The following is a 25226-nucleotide window of genomic DNA, read 5'->3' as shown; positions in this document are numbered from 1 at the left end:
GTCTAATGACGCCGTTTGTATTAAATTACATAAACTTAACGTTTACCGTCACACCAAGCTGACGGGGATCACCGTAGCGGATATACTGTTTGTCGGCCCAATCTTGATCGGGCTCATTACCGAAGTAGAAGCCACGTACGCCATACTTCTCATCAAACAAATTGCGTCCCCAAAGATAGGCAGACCACACATCAGTCTCGTAACCTACGCGTGCATTAAATATGGTGTAGGGATCTGAGCGTGAATCGTTACTGTCTGAGTAATAAAACTCACTCTTACCACTGGTAGTTAAATTAGCAAACCAGCCTGAATCACTGCGGTATGTCCCGCCTACGCTATAAGTGAAATTAGGCGAATGGGCTAATTCACGCCCGGATAAATCAACCGTTCCACCATACTTGTCTTGATACTGGTAATCGCCATAAGCGGTTTCTAGCCAACCTAAGCTCGCATAGAAGTGTAGATTATCTGTGGCATACCAATTGGCATCAAGCTCGGCGCCATAGTTGTGTGAACTGCCTGCATTTTCAGTATATAAGATGAATTTTTGCGGCTCTTCAGGGTTTTGCTGTGAAGCGGAAACCTGCTGATCGCGTCTATCCATGTAAAATACCGAGAAGTTGGTGGCAACATCACCGTCAAGCCAGTTTGATTTAATGCCTAACTCATAGTTATAGAGTGTTTCTGCATCGAACTCTTTCTTATCGCTTAACTCAACAGGCAGTGACATGTTAAAGCCACCCGCTTTATACCCTCTAGCAACACGGATATAGCTTTCATGGTTCTCAGCTAACGCCTTACTCAATGCAATATGCCCGCCCCACATGGTTTCTGATGGGTCAAAAGCATCACCCGCACTGTCGCGGTAATCGCTGTCACGACGCTCAGCACGTAAGCCAAATGACAAAGCATAACCATGGCCTAAGTCTGAATCTAGCTGACCAAATATCGCTAAATTTTTCGCCTCATATTGTGCTTGCAGACCATCTATCCAACCGTTGTAGTACTCGGTGGTATCATTGTCTTCTTCAAGACGCATACCATAGAGCCCAAATAACCAATCAGTACTGCCATTGAACCAACGACCGGCGTCGGTTGAACTTAAGCGAAACTCTTGCGATAAGGTTTTACGGTCACCCTCTTTATCCCAAGTATAGTCATACACACAGGCTTCCCCGCCGCAGTCTAAACCAGCCCAATAATCTGAATTGGCCCAGTCGCCGTCATAACCGTGGTGGTGGTCAGTACTGGCATAAGATGTCAGTGAGACTAATTCAAAAGTCTGCGCGCCACTATAGGTAAACTTAAGTGAGCTACCTGTAGTACGCTGTTTATCAACACCTGGGTCGTCTGTCAGCGTATCAAAGCCATTGTTATCTAACGTCCAAGCATCGTAGCCATTATCAAAATTGGCGTGCAACATCGTTAAATCTATGGATAAATCGTCAGTCGCGTACCAACGCAATTTCGCTCTAGCAGTAAATTCGTCTCTGGCATTAGTATCGTCACGATCTAAATACAGGTTATTGCGATAACCATTTTGTTGATGTTGTTGCAGCGAGACGCGATAGAGTAATTTGCCTGAATCAGTCAACGGCCCTGAGCTAAAACCGCTAAAGGTTTGTAGATCGTCATCGCCCATTGAAATCTCGGCGCCATGCTCAAATACATCAGTGGGGTCATTACTCTTCAAGTAAATTAGACCAGCTAGGGCATTGGCGCCATATCGCGTACCTTGTGGGCCGCGAAGCACTTCCACTTGCTGCAAATCATACATACTGGAGATCATACCAAGACCCGACATATCAATGTCATCGATGATATAACCGACCGAAGAATTAGGCGCACCTTGGTACTCCTCTTGCTCGCCTACACCACGAATTTGAAAGTACTTTGGACGCGAACTACCGCCAGACCAATTGAAATTAGCGACCGAATTCAGCAAGTCCTCGAAGTGCTGTGCGCCTTCGTCTTCAATTTGTTGCTGATCAATCACCGTAATGCTTGAAGGCATTTTTTCGATACTTGATTGACGAAAATCAGACGTAACAACAATGACTTCCATTTCATCGTCGGCAGTATTAGTGTCAACTGGGTTGGCAAAACTATAGGGGCTAGTCAGGGCAGCTACAACAGCAACGGCCACTTTTGAGTACGAACGGATGTTAAACATGGGACCTCAAAATATATCTGCTTGAGATCCGGCACTTATATGGTAAGAGAGAGTCGGTCTTGATGATTTCATCAATTAGTCAGCCCATTCCTACGCCGGTACAAGCCGGATCAGGTTCTAAGGGTTTGTCATCGACATCTCAGTAACCACTTTAGCGGTTACACCCCTTGGCGCAGCTGATTATACATGAGTAATACAAATTGTTGACATATTTACAGCACTTTTACGGGCAACTGATGTGAAAAACGCCAACATGCAGGTAAAAACCTAAGTTGGCGTTTTGCAACAATCATGGTGTAGCGCTAATTTGTAGCGATTAGTTCGAAAATGCTTTTCTAACGTACAGTTCATAGCGCACAGCATTAGCATTTGGGGCTAGGCCCACAACCTGCATCTGTTGTTTACCATGTAATTTAACTGACTTCCAACTCACGCCTTCATCTTCAATGGCAAAATTAGCCGCATCAAACCAAGTAAATTTGTACTGCAAACGTAAATCCGTTGCTACTTGACTGCTTATTAACCCAGCTCCCTGCAATAAACCGCCTTCAGGGCGCGCTTTTAGTTGCGTTAGGGTCACTTCATTAGCAAAGTTACGGTTATCGATGCGCGACTCACCTGTTGAGCTCGCCATAATACCTGCAGTATGGGGCGCACAACCCGCTAATGCTATTGATAATCCAGTCACTAGCGCCACTGCCATTATTAGCTGTTTCATGGTCTACTCCTCAATCGTTTTAGCGTCACTATCATCAATCTATCAAAAAGTGCGCTCTTGCTGTAGCGATAAGTTTTTTACGGTTAGTTTGCCAACAATTAATATTCACATTAGCGACACGTCGACCTTGGCGAGTGATTTTGCATTCGGCAAAACTGTCGCGGTGATGACCAGCCCTTAAATAATCAATGGAAAAATCGACCACTTTAGGCACCTTCGTGGTTTGCATAAATACCATTAGTTGTACAATAGCGGACATCTCCATAAAACCCGCTATCACGCCGCCATGCAATGCAGGCAATGTGGGGTTACCAATGTTGTCGTCTTTAGAGGGCAATTGAAACACCAACTCATCGCCAAAACGTGACACCTCCATGCCAATAAACTTCGCATAGGGAACATGTGCTAATAGATGGCTAAAGTCATTGAGTTCCGTGGCTTTTTTAACAATCTCTTTTACATCAAGTGGGCTTTGCTCAACACTATTACTGGTCATGCTCGGCTCCCATTAAGGCCTGCTGAAACTCTTTACCGATTAACTCTGGGCTAATGCGCATAAAAGACCCGACTGCATGGGCAATAGGGTCATCAATTGACTCTTGGTACGCGATCGCACGAGTAAAGGCGACACTTGATGACAACTTATAACACTCTGCAAAACCATAAACTGGCTTGTGCGGCTGCGCTGGCTTCATGTAATCGACACGCAAATCTAACGTTGGCGATAACTCAAGCGACTTATACTTATCAAAAATAGAGCACACAACCGCACTGCCACTGGCCGTATCCATTAAGGTTGTGATCACACCGCCATGGATAACACCCGTATCGGGGTAACCAATAAGCGCCTCATCATAGGGTAATTCAATCAACACGTGATGCTCACTGGCTTCTAGCACCTGCAAACCAAGACGTCGGCAATGAGTTAGCTGACCTACAAATCGCGTAGCAAGTTGTGTCAGCGGGAAAAACTCCGCATTATCGGGCATGAATTAATCCTGTTCTATGACTGACGTGTCAGCATTGGGCCCAATGGTTGACCACCGACCAAATGCATGTGGATATGGTAAACCTCTTGGCCACCATGTTTATTGCAGTTCATAATCAAACGATAACCATCTTCGGCAATACCCGCCTCTTCAGCTAATTTAGCGGCAACGCTCATCATGCGCCCAAGTGCTTTCTCATCTGAGGCTTTAATATCATTTGCCGTTGGAATTAGGTGGTTTGGAATGATCAAAATATGCGTGGGTGCTTGTGGCTGAATATCACGAAATGCAGTGACTAAATCATCTTGGTACAAAATGTCGGCAGGGATTTCTCTACGAATAATTTTGCTAAAAATGGTCTCTTCAGACATAACAGGCGCTCCGTAATTGTAGGTTTAATCTTAGCTTCAGCTCAGTTGATTAAAATACTGAATAGATTGCATTATCGCAGTCATTTTGTAACTGAGTACATGCCACTTTTCGATAACACATTGTAAGCATAAAGTGCGCCTAGTATACGCAAATTTTAGCTTGATTGTTTTTTTGTGTGCGATAGCAGTCACTGACTGCTTGCTTTATCAGCACTCGCATCCAAATGAATGTCGCTTAGTCAGGCCTAGAGTGTAATGAACTAGAAAATACACCGCAAACTCTAGTAGATACTCAGATTATACATTTGTATAGCGTAAAACGTTGACAAGTGTTCACTCAACCATTGTAATGCTCTCAAACGGCATTGATTCACCAACGGATGGAAACCTATGTTAACCGATAAAGAACAAGCGCTACTCGATGCAGCTGCTGAACTCATTGCCGAAAAAGGCATGATAGCGCTTAATATGTCAGACGTGCATAAAAAAGCAGGCTATTCCCGTGCTGCCCAATATCAGTCTTTCAGCGACAAAAACTCACTACTCGCCGCGTTATGTATGCGAGAACTTGTGCAATGTACTGAAGCGATCAAAGCTAAGCAGTATGATGGGCTTGCGGGTGATTTCACCGTGGTGCTTCGTCCTGTGGTGTATAACTATCTTAAACTTGCCGATCGGCTGATGATTGACTCAGCCTTCAATCAACTTCTAGTAGAAGTCCAAACCTTGCCTGATACCGAACACTTTAGATTTGTAAAAAAAGCCTATGATTATTTGGATTTAGAACGAAAAAGAAACGGTAAATAGCCTAAAAATCAAAAAGGGATGCCAACGCATCCCTTATTAGTAATTGTTTAAACAATTAACCTTGGTCGATACGCGCTTGAACTCGTTGTGGCGAGTGCGCCTCTAACCAATATTTCTGCAGCACTTTATTTTGTAATCCAGTCTCAGTGTCTGCTAAATTCCACGCTCTTTTCCAAATACCGTCAGCAATCATATGCACAACCGCACTTTCTATCGCTGAAGCGACACACAGGCTAACCGGTTCATTTGAGGTATAGCCTAGCTCTGACTCAAGTAACTCTTGAGCATCGATAAATTTAAATACGCCGGCAGACACTTCAAGTGACAGTACAGATTTAGTGGTCGTCACACTACTGAGCAGCCTACCTGTACGAATATCAACGGCCCTTAAGTTAACCGTAACCGTATCAACTCTAAACTGCGTCGATGCGCCGATACCTAAATAACGTGCACCAGCCCCACCTGTACGAATATTAGTGTCGTACGCCACGATGCCACCTTCCATAAGGATTTGCGCAGAGTTTAGCTGAGGTAGCTGACCCGCATCTCCATTTAGCCCAGCGCGAACAATTTTTCGTTCTGTGAGCAGGTTTTGTAACCCTTCACGCTCTACAGGCATAAACCAACTGGAATCATTCAATGCCTGGGCGAGAAAAGCGGTACCACTTTGCGGTACAGCCGTAGAAAAGTTACTAGAAGGAATGGGTTTATACTGCCCCGTTTGATCACGAAAATCATAAACGGCAGCAACCATGCTACCTTGCGGCGCAGGTAAACCGATTAAGTCATAATAGGTGTCACCTTTGGGCATTAAGCTAGTAGAAGCATCGATGCCTTCAAAGCTATCAGTAGACGAGCAACCTGCTAGCAATAATAACAGTGCAGGGATAATGACTTTTCTCATTGCATTAACCCTCTGTACTAGTACTAGTTAAACCACCAACCTCAATGACTGTGGTTTCACCAGTCAAAATATCAGTAATATGCACTAACAGCATGCCATCTTCATTCACCACTTGGATTTCGAAATCATTAGTCTTTAAATATCCTTCGCCACCATTAGCCGCATCATTGAATAACTGGCTCATTAGTCTTGACTCTAATGAGCTTGCCATACGCTCTAATGCGGTCGGTGCGGTATAACCTGAGCCATTGTTGTGGTCATTTTGCGCAGAGGCATTGGCAAGTAAATAAGCACCATTTAAATAGCTGCCCCCAAAATTGGGGTTAACTGGTGTATAGACTAATTGGGTAGCAAAGGCGCAACTTGCCGATATGCTAAGCCCCAAAGCCGAAACTATAATTAATTTTTTCATAGACTTAATCCCTGTTAGAACTCGTCAGGCGCCAAATCTGGGTCTAAAAACTGAGCCCAAGTTGCCTGCTTCTTATTTTGTTTCAATGTTTGATCGACGCGTGCTGCTGCAGCCATAGCTTGTTTGTCGATATGACGACTTGCTGGTGAAACAACAGTAATAAAAACCGGTTTCCGGTTGTGTAAAACCGTTATCTGACTACCGCTACGCGCGGTTGCTCGTTCGACAATGCTCAGGCCGGAATGGTTGGTCATACCGCCGATGTCTCTGTAGGCAGATACAAATTCTCGGTAAAAACGATGACCTAGTCGCGTCATCGCTCTATTTAAAATCAAACCATCAATGAGTTGAGTTTCATCTTTTGGTGAAGCATCACTGATATTTTGCGCTTGCACTGCCTGCTTTGAAGTGAGCGTCTCTTGCTCATCACGCTCAGCAGCCAAGCCTGCCGGCGCAATCAGTAATAGCCCGGCTAACCACTTCAAATGAGGTTTCACTGATGTACCTCGTGCAAATGGGTTTGAGCCCAAGCAATGGCCTGGCCGCGGCTAGATACGCCAATCTTTCTGAAGGCGCGATATAAATGCGTTTTAATGGTGCTCTCACTCACAAACAGCTGATTAGCAATATCAACGTTAGTGCTGCCAGTTAACAGCGCTTGCAAGACCTCACGCTCGCGAATAGTCAGGTTTTCGCTGCTATCGATACCCAGTGAGTTTTCATAAGTCGCACTAACTAACTGTGGTGGGTAAACTGTTTTACCCCGTAATATATTGGCTAAGCCTTGGCCGATTTCATCAAGTGAAGCATCACTGTAAAACACCCCGGCAGTGACAGATTGTTGGATCAAAAAACGGGCATCAATCTGTTTTGGGTAGTGTATAAAGACCACCCTTGCGGCGTACTCTTTTTCTATGTGTTTTTGCAATTGATAGGCTTTTTGAACATCGACAGTAGACAGATCGATAATAACCAAGGAGTACGCACCTTCCTTGATAACACTTTCCATTCTTTCTGGAGAAACTTTTGCTAACTTCACTAAAAACTCTTGCGGCCAGCGTGTATCAAGTAGATCGGCAAGTAACTGTGAGCGGGTGATGACTACCCAATTGATAACTTTAAACATTTAACTCTCTCCTTGATGTGTGATCTGACCATCCATATCAAACTAAAGTATGATAACACCAAAATTACAATTATTTAACCTTTGTATCAACAGGTTTGACCTTATAGAAACAGATCAAGTTAATTTCTTGCCAAACAGCGAATCAATAATATTAATTCTGGGTATATCCTTGAGTGATCACGGTTGTTTGTAATTGGCCCCACTGCAAGACACCGACTTTATGTCCTGAACCATTCTGAATAATATGTACCGAATTTTCGTTGCCGGTTTGGTGAATATACGCCTCATTATCGGTACCGTTCTGTTCAACATCTAATTCAAGCGCTGAGCCTAATTGGTTGGCTAAAACCACATTATTAAAGCCACTTTGCAATATAGAAGCTTCGATGTCCTGGCCATTTTGAGCCAGCAAAACTCTATTCATACCGCCCGTTTGACGGATATCTAGGGTGTTGTTATAACCGCCCTGCTGCAGCCCAGCAGTATTGGTAACACCTGACTGATTAATATCAGCTTGTAAACTATCGCCAATTTGCGAAATAGTGACGTCATTATCAAAAGAAGACAGTTCATCATCTAGGCTTATATCATTGGCAAAAGCTGGCATGCATAGCATTAACGCTGATAGACACAACAAAGCGCGAAACATGAATGCTGGAGAAAATGGCGAGAGATGCATGAACAAACCTAATTAGTTAATTACATGGCATAGTATGAAAGTTTACCCGGAATTCAGCGTCCAACTTGAGTATGAAGGGACTATAGACTAAAAGGCTATTTAACAAAAAGGACTAATACTTTATTACTATAAAAGCGAAATATACACAGCGCTCAGATGACCTAGCGATAAAATACAGAGCGCAAAAAATAAAAACAAATAAAAACAAATAAAAACAAAGGTTTAACCACAAGCACATAAAGAGCGCCCAATTTAACAAGCTATATCCAAGCAGTGTAGATAACCAATTAAGAAACCAAAAATAGCACTTTATGTTGATTCATAATGGACGAAAATCACAAATCCTCTTGTCGAGTATGACTTACGACTCTATTGTCTATTGCTGTGCTAACCACGCAAGTTTAGCTTTGTACTGACGCTGTTTTTCAGGTAGCTGGGTATAAGTTAAAGCCTTATTTAAGGCTTCTTTTGATGCGTTAATGTTTCCTAGTTCAAACTCGACCTTAGCGAGCTCTACATATGCTGGGTAATAGTAATCGGTAACCGTTAGAAAACGCTTTAAGTAGAGTTTAGCAGATGGAAAGTCCCCTGCGGCGATTGCATCTCGGGCAACAAAAATCCATCCATAAGGTGACTCATCATCCAATCTACGTAATTGTTCGGTAATCCTATCCGCCCCAGTTTTATCGCCAAGACTTTGCAGCAACACATAAAAGTTATTAAGAGTGTGTATTTTGCTGTTAGATGAGTATTCTAATGCATACTGGTAGAATGCTTTGGCGCTATCCACATCTCCTAACCGGCGATGGGCGATGGCAATCATATCAAGCACAGGAGAGAAATTGGGCGCATATCCAATCGCTTGGTTTAATAAAGATAATGCCAGTGATGGATCATTCTCAATCAAAGCATCAGCCGCCAAATTGCGGTAAAGCATCGCAATAAACTCATCCTCAGTTATCATTGCGCCACTGCGATCTAACCTATCAGGAAAATAATCTATCACACTGATGTCTTTTGACGGTTCTACGTCTTCACTAGTCGGTTTATCCGCCAAGAAACTGCGGACATGATCTGAAATGACTAATAAATCATCACTGGCATCAACTAGCATCGGAATAGTGTGCATTCTTTGAAAAGTGATTTCGACATCAAAAGCATTCGCGATGGCGTAAGCGAGCAAAGCCAAAGACATGCAGTTGCCATGCTGTTGCTCGTAAGCTTCAGATGCCGACAAATTTTTCCCTTCATAGTTAAAGTTCACCATTTTGCGCTCAATAAATTTCGCTGCCTGTTTACGCTTAGATAAGATTCTAATCTCAGGCTGAAGTTTATATTGGGCTATTTCAGCATGTTGCTCAGGACTCAGCGATGCTAATTGCTCTATTGTGGCAACAGGATGCAATGATAAATCGACAAGTTTATTGTTTATTGCTGGGGGAGGCACAACTGCAACGGGCGCTTGCTGAGACACACAGGCAGATAAGATTAAAGCCGCACTGGCTAGCACAATTGCTTTCATGAAAATCCCTATTCATTAATGACTGATATCGTTTAATAATACGATTTCTATATCCAATCCTTTAGCAAAGTTAACACATTAAAATCTTTAGACACAAACAAAAACACCAGCTAATAAGCTGGTGTTTTTTTTAAAATTAAATTCGTCGCTGAATTATTTCAGTATTGATTCCGCTGTGCGGCCGTCATCGTGACAGCTATCACACGCTGGCTTATCGCCAACATTCATATCATGCGGTGCATGACAATCTGCGCATACTAGTGCGCCGTCGTGTGGTTGGTGAACGGCATCCATTTCAGCCAATGTACCATGACAGCTTTGGCACTGTTCAAATTCAAACGCACCATCAGCTGACGGTTCACCATCTGCATGACAGGCTTCACAGCCATCCATTTCTGCATGCATTTCTGCAAGCTCTTGGGGCTCTGCCATCGCCGCTGGAGATAACGCCAATGCTGCTAAACCAGCACCAAATAATGCACTAAGTATTTTTTTGCTCACAGTATTTATCCTCTTTTAACAACCACATAGTAAAAGCTTTGTATTGATTTTGCTTTTATCTTGCAGCTGAATTTTATCGCACGACTTAGCTAAAAATAGCCAAGGAGTGACCAATTGGCAAACTTTAATGGGCGCAGAATACTGTCTCGTCATCAGCGAAACTGTGCGCTACATCAATATTAACCAGAAAATATGACGAATAAACAACAAGGTGGTGACCAGCATCACACTTTTACCATGCAAAAGTGAATAATTAACGATATTTTTAAGATTAGATTAAGCCTAGGGCAACATCTAGATCACAGCTTAGCGTAACTAGTGCCATTTTGGGCTAATACCAATCAGTTTAAACATTTAAATTCTTATACTGATTGGCATAAACACGGTATCAAGCTATTAATGGCATTTGGCCAAGCCCTAGTGCAAGCAACCTGCGAAAAACTAACGAGATAAAATAGTGGGCAATTAAAATAGTAGACAGTAAAAATACTGAGCAACAAAAAACGGCAACCCGCTTGAGGTTGCCGTTTTAAAGCTGTCAGTCTAACTAAGCTAGATTAGCTAGCTTGTAGTGCTGCGATACGCTTGTCTAGTGGCGGATGACTCATCATCAGTTCAGCCATAGACTTCTTACCATTGATACCAAATGCAGCCATGTTTGCTGGCATTGCACCGGTTTCTGGACCTTGGCGTAAACGGTCAAGTGCGGCAATCATCTTATGTTTGCCAGCCAGTCTTGCACCGCCTTCATCGGCTTTATACTCACGGATCCGAGAGAAGTACGCCACAATCATTGATGCCAAAATACCAAATAGCATATCCAGTACAAACACTACTGCCATGTAGGCGAACATACCTAGGCCTTCGCCTTCTTCGTCGTTACTGGCAACAAAGTTATTGATAATGCCAGCTACAACACGGGCAGCAAAAATAACGAAGGTGTTCACTACACCCTGAATTAGGGTAAGGGTTACCATGTCGCCGTTAGCAACGTGGCTCACTTCATGGGCCAGTACGCCTTCAATTTCATCACGTGTCATGCCGTAAAGTAGACCACTACTTACTGCAACAAGAGAATTATCTTTGCTTGGGCCAGTGGCAAAAGCGTTAAGCTCTTGAGCTTGATAGATGGCAACCTCAGGCATTTTAATACCTGCCTGCTCTGCTTGACGAGCAACAGTCTCAACTAACCAGCGCTCAGTCTCATCACGTGGTGTGGTGATAACTTCACAACCCATGGTTTTCTTAGCCATCCACTTAGAGATAGCCAAACTGATAAATGCGCCACCGAAACCAAATATTGCTGCAAATATCAGTAAGCCACCCATAGTCGAAGTATTCACTCCGAGGATAGACATTACAATTGACGCAACTAGCAAAACTGCCATGTTAGTCGCTATCAATAAAAAAATACGTTTCATGTACGCTCCTTTAGATCTTAACCACGATTGGTTAACTTTACTTTCTTAGAGACATAATATGTCCCAAAAACCAGAATTCAAGGGGAGAAAAGTAAAAAAATGTATAGATGGTTAGAACCCGTACGATCTGTTTTACTACTCACACATTGAGCAAGTGCAACAGTCTAAAATTAAACAATTAATCGAAACTTAAACGCCTACTCAGTTACAGCTTGTTTGCGCTAATTTAGCATTAAATTTGGTTAATTTTGCTAAATAACCTTTCACGCACTTAGTCCGAATCTGCAGTATTGCTTAAACACTAGTCTGTAGCGCCGAAATATCAAGGTAACTGGCAGCCTGTTCAACCTTGGCGTCGTCGATGTGCGGAACAATACCAAGACATGGCGCACGCATCATATTTTGCAGCGACGCAATGTTTTCTTGCAAGCAGCTCATGTTAGGGTCAACAAGATTGCCTACCCAACCTGCAACCGTCACACCATCATGGGCCAACGCCTCTTGAGTCAGCAGCGCATGGTTAAGGCAACCCAGCTTAAGGCCAACGACCAAAATCACCGGATAGCCCCGCTGCTGAACCACTTGCGACAAAAATTGGCTATCGTTAAGGGGTAAGCGCCAACCTCCCGCCCCTTCAACTAAAGCAAAGTCAGCTTGCTGAAACGGCACCGCATCTAAAGCCTGGTTAACACGTGCGATATTTAACGATTCATTTTGCTGCTTAGCAGCAATATGGGGCGCAATGGCTGGCTGAAAAGCAATCGGGTTAATACAGTCATAATCGAGATCAACATTGGCGTGAGCCATCAAAGATAGCGCATCACTATTGCGCAACCCTGCTTGGGTGCGCTCACAGCCAGAAGCGATAGGTTTTACCCCTAAGGTCGTTCCATGTTGGCTAAAACGATGCAGCAAAGCACTGGCAATCATGGTTTTGCCGCAATCTGTGTCTGTACCCGCAATAAAATACACCATCATACTTTCCTAATCATCAAAGCTAACTCACAGAAAAACCCGACGCTAAACGCCAATGACCACAGCTAAACTAACGCTTTTGAGCACGAATAAAGCCAATCTGATAACTCAGTGGCAGCCCTTGTGCTACTCGTATTTGCTGCGCGCTTTGCTGCAAAGCGAGCCAAGATTGGCGCCCTGTCAGTTTAGTTTTGGCATTGGCTTGCCCACAGGTATGGGTTGAGGCCCCTACCCCTTTTATCGAATACAACAACTGTTTTAAATCATCAAAATAACACGTTAGGGTTTGTTGCTCATGCCACTGTAAATGCCAATCACTGGGCGTAAATGCCTCAGTCACTGACTCAAAAGTTAAAAACGAATTAACGTGCAAACCCAACTGTTGCAGCTCGGCTAAACTGCCATCGGTGACAATGGCTAAATTAACGTAACCACCAGAGCGCACCACTCTAGCCATTTCGTTGACTGCGCTAGGGAAATTGTCGCACCACTGCAATGCCAGATTTGAATAAATACATTCAACCGAGTCATCGGCTAATGGCAATTGTTCAGCGTTGGCACAAATTGGGCTCAATCCCACTAGTTGATCGCGCGCTTGTTGCAACATGCCTAGCGCAATATCAACACCAACCGTATGCTTAACTCCCTTAGCTGATAAGTCAGTTCCCGGACCACAGCCAATATCGACCACGGATGCGGCAAACTGCCCATGGGCAAGCAGCACATCACGGCTCATACGCTGCAAACTATCGTGTTTGGCATAATGGTGGGCGGCCGCTGAGAAATGTTTGGCTATCTGTTCACCCTGCGGCTTTTGGGCGCTTGAGTGGTCAGCATTTGTGCTTGTCACGTTTAACCCACTTATCACTGCTTGGGGTTCCTCATAATTAATCTTGCTGCTGTAATGGGGATAAATCTTTCAGCCCTTGGGCGATAGCGATAACTAAGTCTTTAATCTGGCTTTGGCTATGCAAAGCTGACAACGTGACCCGCAAGCGCGCGCTCCCCTTTGGTACTGTTGGAGGTCTTATCGCACCCACCAAAAAACCTTGGTGTTTAAGGTTGGCCGCCAAGGTGAGCACCTTATCGTTATCGCCTATCACTATGGGTTGAATGGGCGAACTTACCGCTAATGTTGCCACCTGGTAGTCACTGCAACACTGCTTAAAAAATTCAATATTGCGCTTAAGTTGCTTGCGCCGCTCATCGCCTTGCCTAACAGATTGCACCGCATTGAAAGCGATATGCGCATTTAATGGCGATAATGCCGTTGAGTAGATATAGTGGCGAGCATTAGCCACCAAATAATCAATCACCAATTGGCTCGCCAAAATTGCCGCACCTTGGCAACCTAGGGCTTTACCGAACGTCACCACCTGTATATCGCAACTTTGGGCGCTTAACGCCTCCGGCGAAGGATAGCTTGGCTGCACGCCAAAGCCATGGGCATCATCAACGATTAACCAACACTGCGCCTTTTGCGCTAACTGATAAAGCGCATTAATCGGCGCGACATCGCCATCCATGCTAAACACTGATTCAGTCACTATGGCACTGGGTTGTTGCTTGCTCAGTAACTGCTGAGCATGGTTGATATCATTGTGTTTAAAGCGATTAAACTTGGCACCGCTATGCAATAAGCCGTCAATGAGAGAGGCATGTAGGAGTCGGTCGCACACCACGTAATCGTTACGGTCAAACAAGGTTTGCATTAACGCGCTATTGGCACTAAATCCAGAGCAAAACAGTAACGCCGCTTCATGTCCTGTTGCATCGCACAAACTACGCTCTAAAGCTTGGTGCGCGTCACTGTAACCACTGACTAATGGCGAAGCAGCGCTGCCGACACCATATTGCTTAACGCCTTCGACTGCAGCTTGCTGCAAACATTCGCTACTTGCTAAGCCGAGATAATCGTTACCGCTGAAGTTATGATAACGCTTACCCAAATGATACAAATCACTTGATAATGGATCATCTACTGCATCAAATTGCTGCCGTTGACGCAATACACCCGCCTGTTTGGCAGCTTCAAGTTGCATGCGCAGTTTAGTGTCTAATTTTGATACCATCGCGCCAGCCTAATCAATTGCCAAAGCTGACGGCGCAATGTTACAACGCAGCCGCATCATAAAACTGACTGGTCTTTTTGGCTTTAATCGCTTCGGCCTTGGCAAAAACTTGCTTTTCCTCTTCAATTTTTGCCGCTGGACCTTGTTCTGGGTGTAAGCCCAAACGCTTAAACAACGTCATGTCTTCGTTCTCTTCTGGGTTGGCTGTCGTTAACAGTTTGCAACCATAGAAAATCGAGTTAGCACCGGCAAAAAAGCACATCGCTTGCAGTTCATCTGTCATGCTTTCACGGCCAGCAGATAAGCGCACTCGCGAATGGGGCATGGTAATGCGCGCCACCGCGATGGTGCGCACAAACTCAAGTGGGTCTAAATCATCTAAATCGGCAAATGGCGTACCAGCAACTTTAACTAGCATGTTAATTGGCACGGAATCTGGGTGCTTTTCCATATTGGCTAGCTGCTGAATTAGGCCGGCGCGATCGGTCGCTTGCTCACCCATACCCACAATTCCACCAGAGCAGACTTTCATGCCTGAGGCACGGACATTCGATAAAGTATCTAGTCGTTCTTGATAAGTCCGAGTCGTAATAATATCACCGTAGTACTCGGGTGATGTATCGAGGTTGTGGTTGTAATAGTCTAAGCCCGCATCTGCTAACTCTTGCGCCTGATGGGCTGACAGCATACCTAAGGTCATGCAGGTTTCCATGCCCATGGCTTTCACTTCGCTCACCATATCTTTCAAATAAGGCATGTCGCGTTCGTGTGGGTTGCGCCATGCCGCGCCCATACAAAAACGTGATGCACCCGCTGCTTTTGCGCTACGCGCTTCGGTCAGCACTTTGTCTATCTCTAACAAACGCTCTTTTTCTAATCCGGTATCATAACGAGCACTTTGCGGGCAGTATTTGCAATCTTCTGGGCAGGCGCCAGTTTTAATCGACAATAGGCGGCTAATTTGCACTTCATTAGGATCGTATACTTGGCGATGAATCGTGTGTGCTTCAAACAATAAATCGTTCATCGGTTTAGCAAACAAGGCTAAAATTTCTTCACGAGTCCAATCGTGACGTAGTGCAATATTCGACATGTTTACAACCCTTTAATACCTTTACTAAGCAATTTTGTAGGCTAATTTTAATTAACTTTATGTTGCTTAGCATACCTTGAAGTCGTAACCTGTCAACGCAATAACACAAAAACAGTTTACCAATGGTTAAATATTAACCACCAATAAGCGTGAGACTTTCTATGACAAGCAAGCCAACCTCTGATTATCACACATCCCCAATTGACTACACATTTGATAGTCAACATATCTGGCACCCTTATAGCTCAATGCAACAAAGCCAAGCAGTCACTGGCGTCGTAGCCGCAGATGGATGTGAATTAATCTTAGATGATGGCCGCCGCTTAGTGGACGGTACCAGCTCTTGGTGGGCCTGTGTGCATGGCTACAACCACCCAAGCATCGTTGCGGCCATGCAAACCCAATTGCATACCCTAAGCCATGTGATGTTTGGCGGTATTACTCACCCGCCTGCCATAGAGTTATCCAAGCGCTTAGTCGCAATGACCAGTGAATCATTAACTAAAGTATTCTTGGCCGATTCCGGCTCTATCGCAGTTGAAGTTGCCCTTAAAATGGCTTTGCAGTACTGGCAAGGAAAACAACAACCGCAAAAACAGCGTGTATTGACCGTAAAAAATGGCTATCACGGTGATACTTTTGCCGCAATGAGTGTCTGCGACCCAGAAGGCGGCATGCACACCATGTTTGGCGATGCGGTGACACAGCAGCTATTTGCTCCCGCGCCCCAAAGCCAATTTGGGCAAGACTTTGAACCAAGCGATCTTGATGAGATCAGCCAACTGATGGCCGAGCAACACCCGCATATTGCCGCCGTCATTATTGAGCCAATATTGCAAGGTGCCGGGGGTATGCGTTTTTATCACCCTGAATACCTACGCGGCCTGCGCAAACTTTGCGACAAGTACAATGTGTTACTTATTTTGGATGAAATAGCCACAGGATTTGGCCGCACCGGAAAACTATTTGCCTACCAATACGCAGGCATAGAGGCGGATATTCTGTGTTTAGGTAAAGCGCTAACAGGAGGCTACATCTCTTTGGCCGCAACCCTTTGCAGTGATGATGTTGCCCTTGGCGTCAGCCAGTCACCCTCAGGGGTATTTATGCATGGGCCAACTTTTATGGGTAACCCGCTTGCCTGCGCTGCCGCCTGTGCCAGTTTAGATCTATTGCAACAAGGCCACTGGCCACAACAAGTTAGCCAAATTGAAGCGCAATTAAAGCAAGAGCTAGCAGACGCAATTGACTACAGTCAGGTGGCCGATGTACGCGTACTCGGCGCAATTGGCGTCATTGAAATGCGCCATACCGTTGACACACCAAGGCTTCAACAGCTTTTTGCTGAGCAAGGTGTGTGGATACGCCCGTTTGGCAAGTTAATTTATATCATGCCACCTTATGTCATTAGTGCATCACAACTCAGCCAATTGACACAGGCAATGAAGCAAGTGGCTAAACATATTAGTGACACGTCAGGCCTGGGCATAGACCAAGACCAAAGACACGAAGAGCCAAAGTTTATCAGCCACGGTTAAAAGCTGCGGCCCTATGCGTGGCGCCTAATGGTCATACTCCAGCTAAAAGTACAGCTGGAGTATGGCGTATAATTTGGCGCCATTAACTGATTTTATCTTCGCTTAAACAATCGATAGATTACGCACTGGTATTAATGCGATTGCGCCCGTCAGATTTAGCCCGGTACAAGGCGGTATCGGCCGCGCATAACAGCGCGATTGCGCTGGGGTACTCACCCATTTTTTCAACGGCAATTCCCTGGCTTACGCTCACTCTCACAGAGGGGTGCAAACCAAGGTCAGTAAAGGCCAAGTTGTTAATTGCATGCTGAACCTTTTTGGCAGTTAACTCCGCCATAAGCTGGTTACAGCCTGGCAATATTAACGCGAACTCTTCACCACCATAACGGGCAGCAATGCACTGCTCATTAGGCAATACCGCTTTTAATTGCTCGGCTATTAATTTTAAGCAGCGATCACCATTTATATGGCCAAAGCGGTCGTTAAACAGCTTAAAATAATCCACATCAATCATTACTAAGCTCATTGATTGCAAATTGCCGGTCGTTTGGGTCCAGCAGCGTTGCAACACATCATCAAAAGCATGGCGATTGGCTAAACCTGTTAAGGCGTCAGTGCAGGCTTGTAACTGTAACTTCTGATAGGCCGATTTATGATGAGACAAGTCATGCATCACCCCAATAAATAGTGGTCGTGCACCGGTTCGAGTTTGTGGAATGCATGATAATGTTAAATCTACATCGACTTGTTGATCGCCAGCACTATCAATCACCACCTCTTGGGGCCCATAGTAAAAGGTTTTGCCGCGACTGTTTTTCCAACCTATGTACTTTGCTAAGTAATCGTCTCTGTAACCCTCTGCGAGAAATGCACACCAAGATTGTCCAATCAGCGCCTGTTGAGCATCACCAAATATTTTAGCGGCTAAAGGATTCACCATCTCGATGATGCCTTCATCGTTAACCACAAAAATGGCTTCGGCAACGTAGGCTATAACCGTACTTAGCGCCTGCATAAAATCGCTATCATCTGCACCATTACTGTTATCTGCTGCGCTATCAGGCTCTATGTCCGCTTGCTGGCGGAAGTTTTTGCCGCCATGTAGTGGCGCCACATTGCTGCGCTCAGTCTCTAACTGACTGCTAAGCCCATTGCCAGCACTTTGGCTGGCTTCAATATTAACTTTTGAGTTTGCACCAGTGCCGACATCTGCATTATTCACCGTGGTCTGCGATGAAAGCGTTACGTTTGCCTTTTTGCTGCCACTGCTTAATGTGGTATTTAAATCCGGGTTAACCGCATTTGACCAACTACGGATCAGTTCGACTACATCGAGGTTATGTCGCTGTTTTTTGGTAGGTGTATCTATCATGGTAAAGCTCCCTGTCACCCTGAATGTTGCTCAATCAATCATTTGATGACATTCATTGTGCGCCACAAGCTCAACTTTTACCTTCTGGTTACCTTCTGATTTAACCAATTGTTACTATTATGATTTTACAGCCATCACGGCTAACCTTCTGGGTTGTTTCCGAAATATTTCACTACTCAAAAGCAGGATAATCCTTTGATTCGTCACTTTTTAGTGCGGGCACTTCTCTGCAAAATAAGCTGCTTTGATAAACAAGCAGCTTTGGAAATGACCTTCCGTGAAGCTAAGCTGTTTTGCAGATTGATTATCCAAGTAGGTACCTGTCGCTGGCAATGTCTCTGCCATAAAAAACGCCCTAGCATCATTTTTGAATCGTGATGATAAGGCGTCTTTAAAGCGGAGAGCGCTTTCAACTGCATCTTCTTAATAAAATTTTTTACATATCACAGGTAAAACTGAATAACTCTTCTCACGTAGAAAATAATCTGTAGGGTTTCAATTATTTTCAATGTAAAATTAAACTTCCCTTAAGTCGTTGGTCTATTTTTCACTTGCGGATCAGGGCTCACCAACAGCAAATTGCTGTCGTCGCTACTAAAGATGAACTGAAATTTACTCACCCCTTCATTTTCAATATTATTGCGTAAAAATATCTGCTGGCCATCATCGCTAATGGTGACCTCTTCAATATGGGCATCATATGGGTTGGTAAAACCTGCGCCAACAATCTTAAGCCCTAGTGGTGTGCGAGCACGGTGAACTAAGCGGTAGCTAATAGTTGTACTTTCATTTAGCTCGACATTGCCATCGCACTCGATTCCTGACTGTTTATATTTAAAGTGCGCCTGCTTGGCTTGGTCCACGGTAACAATCAACCTAATCGGTTTGTCGCCCTGACATAAAGGCAATGAGGCCTGCGCTGCTAGGCTAGCTTGCAACAACTTGTCACTGTCTGACACTACGCGCGCCTGAGCATAATCAACCAATTGGTGTTGCATGCCAAACAAAGACAACACCTGATAGACTTGTGACAAGCTCAAATTGCCCTCAAGCAAGCGGCCATCAAATTGAACGCTACCGTCGCCAAACTCAACACTGTTTATGAATGCTGGCAACTCGTCACCCAGCGCATCCAAGATTGATGGCGCTGCCAACAATGCTTGTAAATCTGCTGTTGATTTTACCCGAGCAAAAGCGGCATTCACCTTGGCCTGCTGCGCTGGCGCCGTAACGTTATGGAAGCTCTCAGCCACGTCATTAGATAGTGGGTTGGCGATAGCTCCAAGTGGCGCTGCGGTGAGGAGGAACCCGGCTAGCGGTAATAAATGATTTAATGATGTTTTCACTGTCTTTCCTTGTGTTGGTGGGTACAAATCCGTTTGCGACAAAGCTACTGAATAAATGTGAGGTAAATCAAGGACGAATGAGTATTTTAAGCCAGAACAGTGATATCGACTAAAAGATAACCAGTGAGAAGAGGATTGTCTCGAAACTGTGCTAATTAAAACAAAAACAATCATAAGCAGCCAAATTGTTTAGTATGGGTGGCCAAGCAAATATAGAAAAAGCCCCCATAAGGGGGCTTTATATTAATCATGGTTGGCCATGTTTTAACTAAAAGCCCAACAAAATGGGGCTTATTACGATGGGTTGCAATGTTTCGTAAGCTACTTCGTATCCCGGTTTATGACTTGAGGGTCAGGACTGAGTAACCAATTGGCAGATTGTGGGCATTTAATAATAAGCTGAAAGGATGTCTTACCCACAACAGAGTCTTCATCCTGTAGCTCCAGTGTTTGTCCGTCACTACTAACACAAGTTGACTCTATAACACCATCGCAAGGTGTAATAAAACCAGCACCAACGAAGCTATAATTAATATCTGATGAAGCCATTTTATAAGTGATAATTTCACCAGTAGTCACAATTACAGTTCCATCTGTTGGGTTACCTTTCTCATCAACATATAAAAACTCATGAACATTGCCTGCTTCATTGTAACTAATGTGTACAGTAATTACTGGTCCTTGAGCCAAACTCTTAATTCCCATTATTTTTCTCCTTAATTAATAACCTACGATTAAAACTCATATCCGACAATACCAGATTTTTGGATAATAATTTTGACAACTTCATTGCCAACCAATATTCCAGTGCAAGACAGTGCCTTTCCATACACAAATACGTTTAATGGGTCTTTATCATTAATCAAAGGTTTTATAATTTTTTCTGCGACAATACAGTCATCTTTGTAATGAACACCCATCAATGCTTTGCTTGATGCCAAAGCAACGTAGCTTTCAGCTAGCTTAGCTTTGAAAAAGTTATCTTTTGTGTGAAATGACGTCAGTTTTTCATACCTATCAACAGCTTCATTAGCAGACACTAATGCGTCATCACTCTTCTTTTTGGCATTAAATAACTTGGCTTCAACGAGGTAATATGCAGCCATAAGTGATTCACGTCTTGGTGAGTCACTAGGGAGCATATTAATACTCTCGAATATGGGCTTCATATCAATTAACTTAAGCCCATATGTATTGTTTTTTCTCACGACATCAATATATATAAGTTGAAGGTTAAGGAGGACTTCCTCAATTTTCCAATGCTCATTATCAAAGTCAAGAGTAATAGCTCCTCTAACAACTTTTAGACCCTGCATTGCAATCTCAAAAGCATCATCATATTCCCCTCGGTATCCTTTAAGATCAGACAGTATTTTAAAACTCCCCATATAGCGGTCAGCCAAATAACCGTTAGCTTGTATTGTTTTATCAAAATTTAAATACTCTGTTTGAAGATTCATATGAATACTTATAGCCAGATCAATATCACCTTGTGAGCGAGCTACGCTTGCAAGCCAAGAACGTGTATCGGCAACATCAGCAATCAGCATAGGATCGTTAGGGCTTTTTGATAAAACCAACAACTTCAACTCTAAAGACTCCTCAAAATACCCTTTTGCTTGCTTAAACTCCTGGCGCTTCATCAACAACGACCCTAACGAATTAGTCGCATAAGACAGCTCCATTAACGCATCGGCATCATCTGGTGCAATTTGGTACATCTGCTGACTGTATTGATAATACAGCTCAAAAAAAGGCTGGGTGGCTTGCCAGTCACTGGCATCATACTCAATTTGCCCAAGCCAGAAGGCATTGGCACCTAAGGTTTTGAGTAATTCAAGATTTTGCGACTGTTCAATTAATAAGGCTTCGAGTTTGCTTTTAGCACTGAGCAGTGCGGCGGTGGCTTCATCAATCTTGCCGCGTGAATAGGCCACCTCGCCCATGGCTTCTAGGGTTTGGCCATGCTGGAAACGGGCATCAAAACTGTAAAAACTGGCGTCACTGGTATTAGACTGCTCACTGAAATACTCCAGCGCTTTGTTGCTGATACCATCGAGTAAATCCATGCGGCCAATGCCACGCAATTTGTCAGCAAAATCCCCCACCATGAATCCCAATAAGTTTTCGGCGGCAAGCCGTTTTTCAAGCGCACGATTCTCTGCATCTATACTTTTTACCGTCATCAACACTGAAGTTACGGTCAACATAATGAGCACTAACACGGTAGTGCGTAGCGTCCAAGTTTTCACATTGGCGCGCTGATTTGACGCTTGAATGAACTCAACTTCGCTGGAACTGACACTGAATAACTCACTGCTCGCCAGCGCTTGTGCTTCTTGTAACGGCTTACCAGCAGGTAAAAGGTAAGCCTTATTTTTGTTTTCTTCTTGCCAGCGTTTAGCGAGATATTGCAGTCGTGATTTGACACTTAAGCTATCTTTGTGGGCAGCAATCCACTCTGTGGCCCTTGGCCAACGGCGTAACAGGGCTTCGTGGGCGATACTAAAACACGCGACTTCATTTTGTAGGTGCGAGACAAATAGGCGACTGTCCACCATAGCTTGCACTAACGCTTGTTCGGCATCGCTAGTTAACAGACTCCAGCGGCCGCTACGACTGGTAATACTGGCATCGTCGTGCTGCAGGGTGACAAGTTGTGATAATACTTTGGGCAGGCTGTCACGCTGCGCTTGGCTTAACAGTGCAATGGCTTGCTCGGCGTTTTTACCTATGGCGCCCTCTATGCCGCCGAGTTCATGATAAACCGACACTAATAGTTGATTGTCATCATCTCGGTTTAGATATAGCGCCTGCAAGGTATATTGCAACATAGGCAATACATCTAAACCACTGGCTGCTTCATCGCATAACAGCTCATCCAATGAAATACCGGTTTGTGGGTCAACTTGCCAGGTGAGCTGTGCAGCTTGCGCCGGTAAGCGGATCATCTGCAATAGCTCATTGCGTGAAGGAGGCGATAGATCGAAGTGCGCGCCTTTAGCCTTGCCAGCCATTAATGGCGGATAGGCCACCAATTGCGGATAAAAGTCGTTGCGACAAGCACTTAGCACTAAAATCACCCCAGAGGTGGCAAAACGTTCAATCAGTTCGACAAACTGGCTACGTTGCTCGTCACTGTATAAGGGCGATGATAATAAGACTTCGAGACGGTCAATAAACAAAGCAAACATCGACAGATGATCGGCTTGTTCTTGCAAGACAGTTTTACAGCGCCTAATGATATATTGAGGTTGTTCTGCTAGCTTGCTGGCAATGTCTTCAGCACTTTCGCCATAAAACACCGGCACATCATTTATCTCCCAGTCTAGCAGTGCACTGGCAAGCTCTAACATTAATTGATTCGGGCCAACATCAGCCAGATCTAAGCTAGTGTAGCCATTAACTTTAATGCCATTGTAACCTTGCGGTGTCATCAGGTTAGGCAACACCCCCGCTTGTACTAATGATGATTTACCACTACCACTGGGCCCCAGCACTAAGCAAAAACCGCGGCCAAAATGCACCTGATTGGCAATTCGGTCTAGCAAGGTATCAACCTGGGCTTTACGACCAAAAAATACCGTAGCATGTTCAGGGGTGTAGGCCTGTAGCCCAGGGAATGGCGACGCACCTTGCCAAGTATTGGTCGCCGCGCCCTGCTGATCACCCAATAAGTACTTTATTGGTGCTAAAGTGCGATAACCACGTTTGCGGATAGTTTCAATGTAGGTAGGAGAACTGGCGCTGTCGCCAAGGGCACGGCGCAATTGGTTAATAATTTTGTGTAGTGGATTATCACCTACGTCAAAATCCGGCCAACAATGGCTGACGATTTCATCACTGCTGAGTACTTCACCGTCGTGTTGACACAACAACTTAAGCACATCCATTGCTTTGGGCTCAAGTTGCTTAACGGTATCTCCCGCGCGCAGACGGTTTGATTTAGGTTCTACTTGCCAATCACCGAAGTAAAAGGTTGTCTCATCCATGGAAACTTTTGCCTTATTCGATTCACTCAGCTTTTGTGCTGACAGCAGTATCCGACTCAATCTACCAAGCTATTGGTATCATTTATTTTTATAAGTTTATTTTAAAGCGCGCTCGTTGAACGCTTAGCGGTTGGCTTAGCTAAGTAACTACTCTAATTGGCTTAAGACAGCGATGTCAAATTTGACTCAAGTTGAAATGAAAAAGCGTACTTTCTTATGATGAGCTAGTCGCGAATTGGCCGGTAACTTTGCAAGTCCGCTTACTTAGCTTGGCTTGCAGTTTGGCCTCGGCGCAACGTTTAGCGGTAAAGGCTTCAATGGCGCTTTTATAGCGGCGGGTCTTGGTGCCAGCACCAGTAGGGATAGTGACTTGATACTTGTCATCAATCAGGGTCACACCTTCAGGCAGTTTCATCTATTTTCCTCTACAGCAGCAACAAAATCTCGATAGCACTATTAAGCGATCGAGATTTTAGCAACTACACAACTGTATAGCAATAAGGCTACCTATGTGATTTTAGCGTTGAATAATGTGCTATCTATGGCATTGACATAAACGCTTTAGCAGACCAGTAAAAGACGCCTTAAAGTTTTTGCCATACCTCAACTTCTTTAAGTTGGCCTTTTTCAATACGCTTAGTATGCATTAAGGTTTTATCGCCCAGCTGCTCTAAGGTGTACTCAAATGAAAACGTTTGGCCATGCTTTGCGCCAAAAGAGTTAAGTGAAAGATATTCGGTATATTGGGTATCAGTCAGTTTATATTGGCCTGAACCTGCTGCCCAAAATTCGGTGGGGGCAAGCTCAGCAGCAATGCCAGATTTGCTCGGGGGTTGCTTAACCGTGGTAAAGCTAAAATATCCGTCAGCTATCACCTTGATGGCTTGCAGGTGCAGTGCGGCGTAGTCTTGCCACACGCCGTTATCGTCAAGGTACTTACCTTGTTGCAGTCGCCAAGCACCTTGTAGTCGATCAGTTGCAGAGGTTTGCGTGACGAGTGTTTCAGCGGGCGCAGATTTAGCGATTTGCGGCGCGGTTTGGGCCATCACTGCAGGAGCAGAAAATAACCCAGCCATTAGCAAAACAGTTGAGGCTAGCAAAGCCCGCGTTGAGCGTACCTGCTTAGCGGTGTATTGAGGTGAAGATAATTTATTTGGGATGAAACTAGGGGTTAATTGAGACTGCATTATGAGCTTCCTGCCACCGAGAAAACCC

At 44.5% G+C, this 25226-nt stretch carries 26 protein-coding genes and 1 riboswitch; of the genes, 2 read left to right on the top strand and 24 right to left on the bottom strand.

Annotation, left to right across the window (positions count from 1 at the left end; all coding sequences use genetic code 11):
• Positions 1–25: 25 nt before the first annotated feature.
• From FLM48_RS09290 to hinT, 5 genes are all read right to left on the bottom strand, one after another.
• Entirely contained in the window at positions 26–2173 is a 2148-nt protein-coding gene (locus FLM48_RS09290; RefSeq protein WP_179024436.1) for a TonB-dependent receptor, read from the bottom strand.
• A gap of 70 nt (positions 2174–2243) precedes the next feature.
• Positions 2244–2351, bottom strand: a riboswitch (TPP riboswitch).
• Positions 2352–2489: 138 nt separating this feature from the next.
• Positions 2490–2891: a YcfL family protein gene (locus FLM48_RS09285; RefSeq protein ID WP_028772923.1), complete on the bottom strand. Its 402-nt coding sequence runs from the start codon at positions 2889–2891 to the stop codon at positions 2490–2492.
• A 34-nt stretch (positions 2892–2925) separates the two neighbouring features.
• Positions 2926–3387, bottom strand: coding sequence for a PaaI family thioesterase (locus FLM48_RS09280; RefSeq protein WP_028772924.1), 462 nt, complete (start codon positions 3385–3387; stop codon positions 2926–2928).
• The gene (locus FLM48_RS09275; protein WP_028772925.1) at positions 3377–3880 is read right to left on the bottom strand and encodes a PaaI family thioesterase; all 504 of its coding nucleotides are present in this window, start codon (positions 3878–3880) and stop codon (positions 3377–3379) included. The genes FLM48_RS09280 and FLM48_RS09275 overlap by 11 nt, the downstream gene beginning before the upstream one ends.
• A gap of 14 nt (positions 3881–3894) precedes the next feature.
• Entirely contained in the window at positions 3895–4251 is a 357-nt protein-coding gene (gene hinT, locus FLM48_RS09270; protein ID WP_179024435.1) for a purine nucleoside phosphoramidase, read from the bottom strand.
• A gap of 390 nt (positions 4252–4641) precedes the next feature.
• Here hinT and FLM48_RS09265 point away from each other — a divergent pair, with 390 nt between their 5' ends.
• Positions 4642–5058: a helix-turn-helix domain-containing protein gene (locus FLM48_RS09265; RefSeq protein WP_179024434.1), complete on the top strand. Its 417-nt coding sequence runs from the start codon at positions 4642–4644 to the stop codon at positions 5056–5058.
• 55 nt (positions 5059–5113) lie between these two features.
• Here FLM48_RS09265 and FLM48_RS09260 read toward each other — a convergent pair whose 3' ends face one another.
• The 12 genes from FLM48_RS09260 to bioB form a co-directional block, all read right to left on the bottom strand.
• On the bottom strand, positions 5114–5962 hold the full coding sequence (locus FLM48_RS09260) for a CsgG/HfaB family protein (protein ID WP_028772928.1): 849 nt from the start codon (positions 5960–5962) through the stop codon (positions 5114–5116).
• A 4-nt stretch (positions 5963–5966) separates the two neighbouring features.
• Positions 5967–6374 (bottom strand): curli assembly protein CsgF, encoded by a 408-nt coding sequence (locus FLM48_RS09255; protein ID WP_037470888.1) that lies wholly within the window; start codon positions 6372–6374, stop codon positions 5967–5969.
• 14 nt (positions 6375–6388) lie between these two features.
• On the bottom strand, positions 6389–6871 hold the full coding sequence (locus FLM48_RS09250; RefSeq protein WP_245608416.1) for a curli production assembly/transport protein CsgE: 483 nt from the start codon (positions 6869–6871) through the stop codon (positions 6389–6391).
• Positions 6868–7500: a LuxR C-terminal-related transcriptional regulator gene (locus FLM48_RS09245; RefSeq protein ID WP_028772931.1), complete on the bottom strand. Its 633-nt coding sequence runs from the start codon at positions 7498–7500 to the stop codon at positions 6868–6870. The genes FLM48_RS09250 and FLM48_RS09245 overlap by 4 nt, the downstream gene beginning before the upstream one ends.
• 151 nt (positions 7501–7651) lie before the next feature.
• Complete coding sequence (locus FLM48_RS09240; protein WP_256871100.1) at positions 7652–8179, bottom strand: curlin; 528 nt, start codon at positions 8177–8179, stop codon at positions 7652–7654.
• A gap of 376 nt (positions 8180–8555) precedes the next feature.
• A complete protein-coding gene (locus FLM48_RS09235; protein ID WP_179024433.1) occupies positions 8556–9701 on the bottom strand; it encodes a lipopolysaccharide assembly protein LapB in 1146 nt (381 codons plus the stop codon).
• A 153-nt stretch (positions 9702–9854) separates the two neighbouring features.
• Complete coding sequence (locus FLM48_RS09230; protein ID WP_179024432.1) at positions 9855–10202, bottom strand: cytochrome c3 family protein; 348 nt, start codon at positions 10200–10202, stop codon at positions 9855–9857.
• Between the two features lie 557 nt (positions 10203–10759).
• A complete protein-coding gene (gene htpX / locus FLM48_RS09225) occupies positions 10760–11623 on the bottom strand; it encodes a protease HtpX (protein WP_028772935.1) in 864 nt (287 codons plus the stop codon).
• Between the two features lie 294 nt (positions 11624–11917).
• Positions 11918–12595, bottom strand: coding sequence for a dethiobiotin synthase (gene bioD, locus FLM48_RS09220; protein ID WP_179026324.1), 678 nt, complete (start codon positions 12593–12595; stop codon positions 11918–11920).
• A gap of 73 nt (positions 12596–12668) precedes the next feature.
• Positions 12669–13448 carry a methyltransferase domain-containing protein gene (locus FLM48_RS09215; protein WP_256871099.1) on the bottom strand — a complete coding sequence of 260 codons (780 nt, stop codon included), beginning with the start codon at positions 13446–13448 and terminating at the stop codon, positions 12669–12671.
• Between the two features lie 37 nt (positions 13449–13485).
• Positions 13486–14670 (bottom strand): 8-amino-7-oxononanoate synthase, encoded by a 1185-nt coding sequence (locus tag FLM48_RS09210; RefSeq protein WP_179024431.1) that lies wholly within the window; start codon positions 14668–14670, stop codon positions 13486–13488.
• 40 nt (positions 14671–14710) lie between these two features.
• Entirely contained in the window at positions 14711–15763 is a 1053-nt protein-coding gene (bioB, locus tag FLM48_RS09205) for a biotin synthase BioB (protein WP_179024430.1), read from the bottom strand.
• 161 nt (positions 15764–15924) lie between these two features.
• Here bioB and bioA point away from each other — a divergent pair, with 161 nt between their 5' ends.
• Complete coding sequence (gene bioA, locus FLM48_RS09200) at positions 15925–17301, top strand: adenosylmethionine--8-amino-7-oxononanoate transaminase (protein WP_179024429.1); 1377 nt, start codon at positions 15925–15927, stop codon at positions 17299–17301.
• A gap of 118 nt (positions 17302–17419) precedes the next feature.
• Here bioA and FLM48_RS09195 read toward each other — a convergent pair whose 3' ends face one another.
• From FLM48_RS09195 to FLM48_RS09170, 7 genes are all read right to left on the bottom strand, one after another.
• On the bottom strand, positions 17420–18673 hold the full coding sequence (locus FLM48_RS09195) for a sensor domain-containing diguanylate cyclase (RefSeq protein ID WP_179024428.1): 1254 nt from the start codon (positions 18671–18673) through the stop codon (positions 17420–17422).
• 210 nt (positions 18674–18883) lie between these two features.
• Positions 18884–19018 carry a hypothetical protein gene (locus tag FLM48_RS22740; protein ID WP_256871098.1) on the bottom strand — a complete coding sequence of 45 codons (135 nt, stop codon included), beginning with the start codon at positions 19016–19018 and terminating at the stop codon, positions 18884–18886.
• 182 nt (positions 19019–19200) lie between these two features.
• Entirely contained in the window at positions 19201–20019 is an 819-nt protein-coding gene (locus FLM48_RS09190) for a DP-EP family protein (RefSeq protein WP_179024427.1), read from the bottom strand.
• A 321-nt stretch (positions 20020–20340) separates the two neighbouring features.
• Positions 20341–20724, bottom strand: a complete 384-nt coding sequence (locus FLM48_RS09185; RefSeq protein WP_179024426.1) for a DP-EP family protein — start codon at positions 20722–20724, stop codon at positions 20341–20343.
• A gap of 29 nt (positions 20725–20753) precedes the next feature.
• On the bottom strand, positions 20754–24011 hold the full coding sequence (locus FLM48_RS09180; protein WP_179024425.1) for a winged helix-turn-helix domain-containing protein: 3258 nt from the start codon (positions 24009–24011) through the stop codon (positions 20754–20756).
• Between the two features lie 214 nt (positions 24012–24225).
• Entirely contained in the window at positions 24226–24426 is a 201-nt protein-coding gene (locus FLM48_RS09175; RefSeq protein WP_179024424.1) for a hypothetical protein, read from the bottom strand.
• A 169-nt stretch (positions 24427–24595) separates the two neighbouring features.
• Complete coding sequence (locus tag FLM48_RS09170) at positions 24596–25198, bottom strand: hypothetical protein (protein WP_179024423.1); 603 nt, start codon at positions 25196–25198, stop codon at positions 24596–24598.
• Positions 25199–25226: the final 28 nt, after the last annotated feature.

It is taken from the genome of Shewanella sp. Scap07, from assembly GCF_013394145.1.
Classification (GTDB): Bacteria; Pseudomonadota; Gammaproteobacteria; order Enterobacterales; family Shewanellaceae; genus Shewanella; species Shewanella waksmanii.
Note: the sequence above shows the minus strand (reverse complement) of the source record. Positions and strands in the feature narration are given on the sequence as shown.

Bases quoted from the DNA above. Each gene is read 5' to 3' on its own strand.
- FLM48_RS09185 (WP_179024426.1), bottom strand. From the start codon at position 20,724: ATGGGAATTAAGAGTTTGGCTCAAGGACCAGTAATTACTGTACACATT.
- FLM48_RS09275 (WP_028772925.1), bottom strand. From the start codon at position 3,880: ATGCCCGATAATGCGGAGTTTTTCCCGCTGACACAACTTGCTACGCGA.
- FLM48_RS09175 (WP_179024424.1), bottom strand. From the start codon at position 24,426: ATGAAACTGCCTGAAGGTGTGACCCTGATTGATGACAAGTATCAAGTC.
- FLM48_RS09280 (WP_028772924.1), bottom strand. From the start codon at position 3,387: ATGACCAGTAATAGTGTTGAGCAAAGCCCACTTGATGTAAAAGAGATT.
- bioB (WP_179024430.1), bottom strand. From the start codon at position 15,763: ATGTCGAATATTGCACTACGTCACGATTGGACTCGTGAAGAAATTTTA.
- FLM48_RS09180 (WP_179024425.1), bottom strand. From the start codon at position 24,011: ATGGATGAGACAACCTTTTACTTCGGTGATTGGCAAGTAGAACCTAAA.
- FLM48_RS22740 (WP_256871098.1), bottom strand. From the start codon at position 19,018: ATGGCAGAGACATTGCCAGCGACAGGTACCTACTTGGATAATCAATCT.
- FLM48_RS09265 (WP_179024434.1), top strand. From the start codon at position 4,642: ATGTTAACCGATAAAGAACAAGCGCTACTCGATGCAGCTGCTGAACTC.
- FLM48_RS09235 (WP_179024433.1), bottom strand. From the start codon at position 9,701: ATGAAAGCAATTGTGCTAGCCAGTGCGGCTTTAATCTTATCTGCCTGT.
- FLM48_RS09290 (WP_179024436.1), bottom strand. From the start codon at position 2,173: ATGTTTAACATCCGTTCGTACTCAAAAGTGGCCGTTGCTGTTGTAGCT.
- FLM48_RS09210 (WP_179024431.1), bottom strand. From the start codon at position 14,670: ATGGTATCAAAATTAGACACTAAACTGCGCATGCAACTTGAAGCTGCC.
- FLM48_RS09195 (WP_179024428.1), bottom strand. From the start codon at position 18,673: ATGATAGATACACCTACCAAAAAACAGCGACATAACCTCGATGTAGTC.
- FLM48_RS09245 (WP_028772931.1), bottom strand. From the start codon at position 7,500: ATGTTTAAAGTTATCAATTGGGTAGTCATCACCCGCTCACAGTTACTT.
- FLM48_RS09255 (WP_037470888.1), bottom strand. From the start codon at position 6,374: ATGAAAAAATTAATTATAGTTTCGGCTTTGGGGCTTAGCATATCGGCA.
- FLM48_RS09240 (WP_256871100.1), bottom strand. From the start codon at position 8,179: ATGCATCTCTCGCCATTTTCTCCAGCATTCATGTTTCGCGCTTTGTTG.
- bioA (WP_179024429.1), top strand. From the start codon at position 15,925: ATGACAAGCAAGCCAACCTCTGATTATCACACATCCCCAATTGACTAC.
- FLM48_RS09170 (WP_179024423.1), bottom strand. From the start codon at position 25,198: ATGCAGTCTCAATTAACCCCTAGTTTCATCCCAAATAAATTATCTTCA.
- htpX (WP_028772935.1), bottom strand. From the start codon at position 11,623: ATGAAACGTATTTTTTTATTGATAGCGACTAACATGGCAGTTTTGCTA.
- FLM48_RS09260 (WP_028772928.1), bottom strand. From the start codon at position 5,962: ATGAGAAAAGTCATTATCCCTGCACTGTTATTATTGCTAGCAGGTTGC.
- hinT (WP_179024435.1), bottom strand. From the start codon at position 4,251: ATGTCTGAAGAGACCATTTTTAGCAAAATTATTCGTAGAGAAATCCCT.
- FLM48_RS09285 (WP_028772923.1), bottom strand. From the start codon at position 2,891: ATGAAACAGCTAATAATGGCAGTGGCGCTAGTGACTGGATTATCAATA.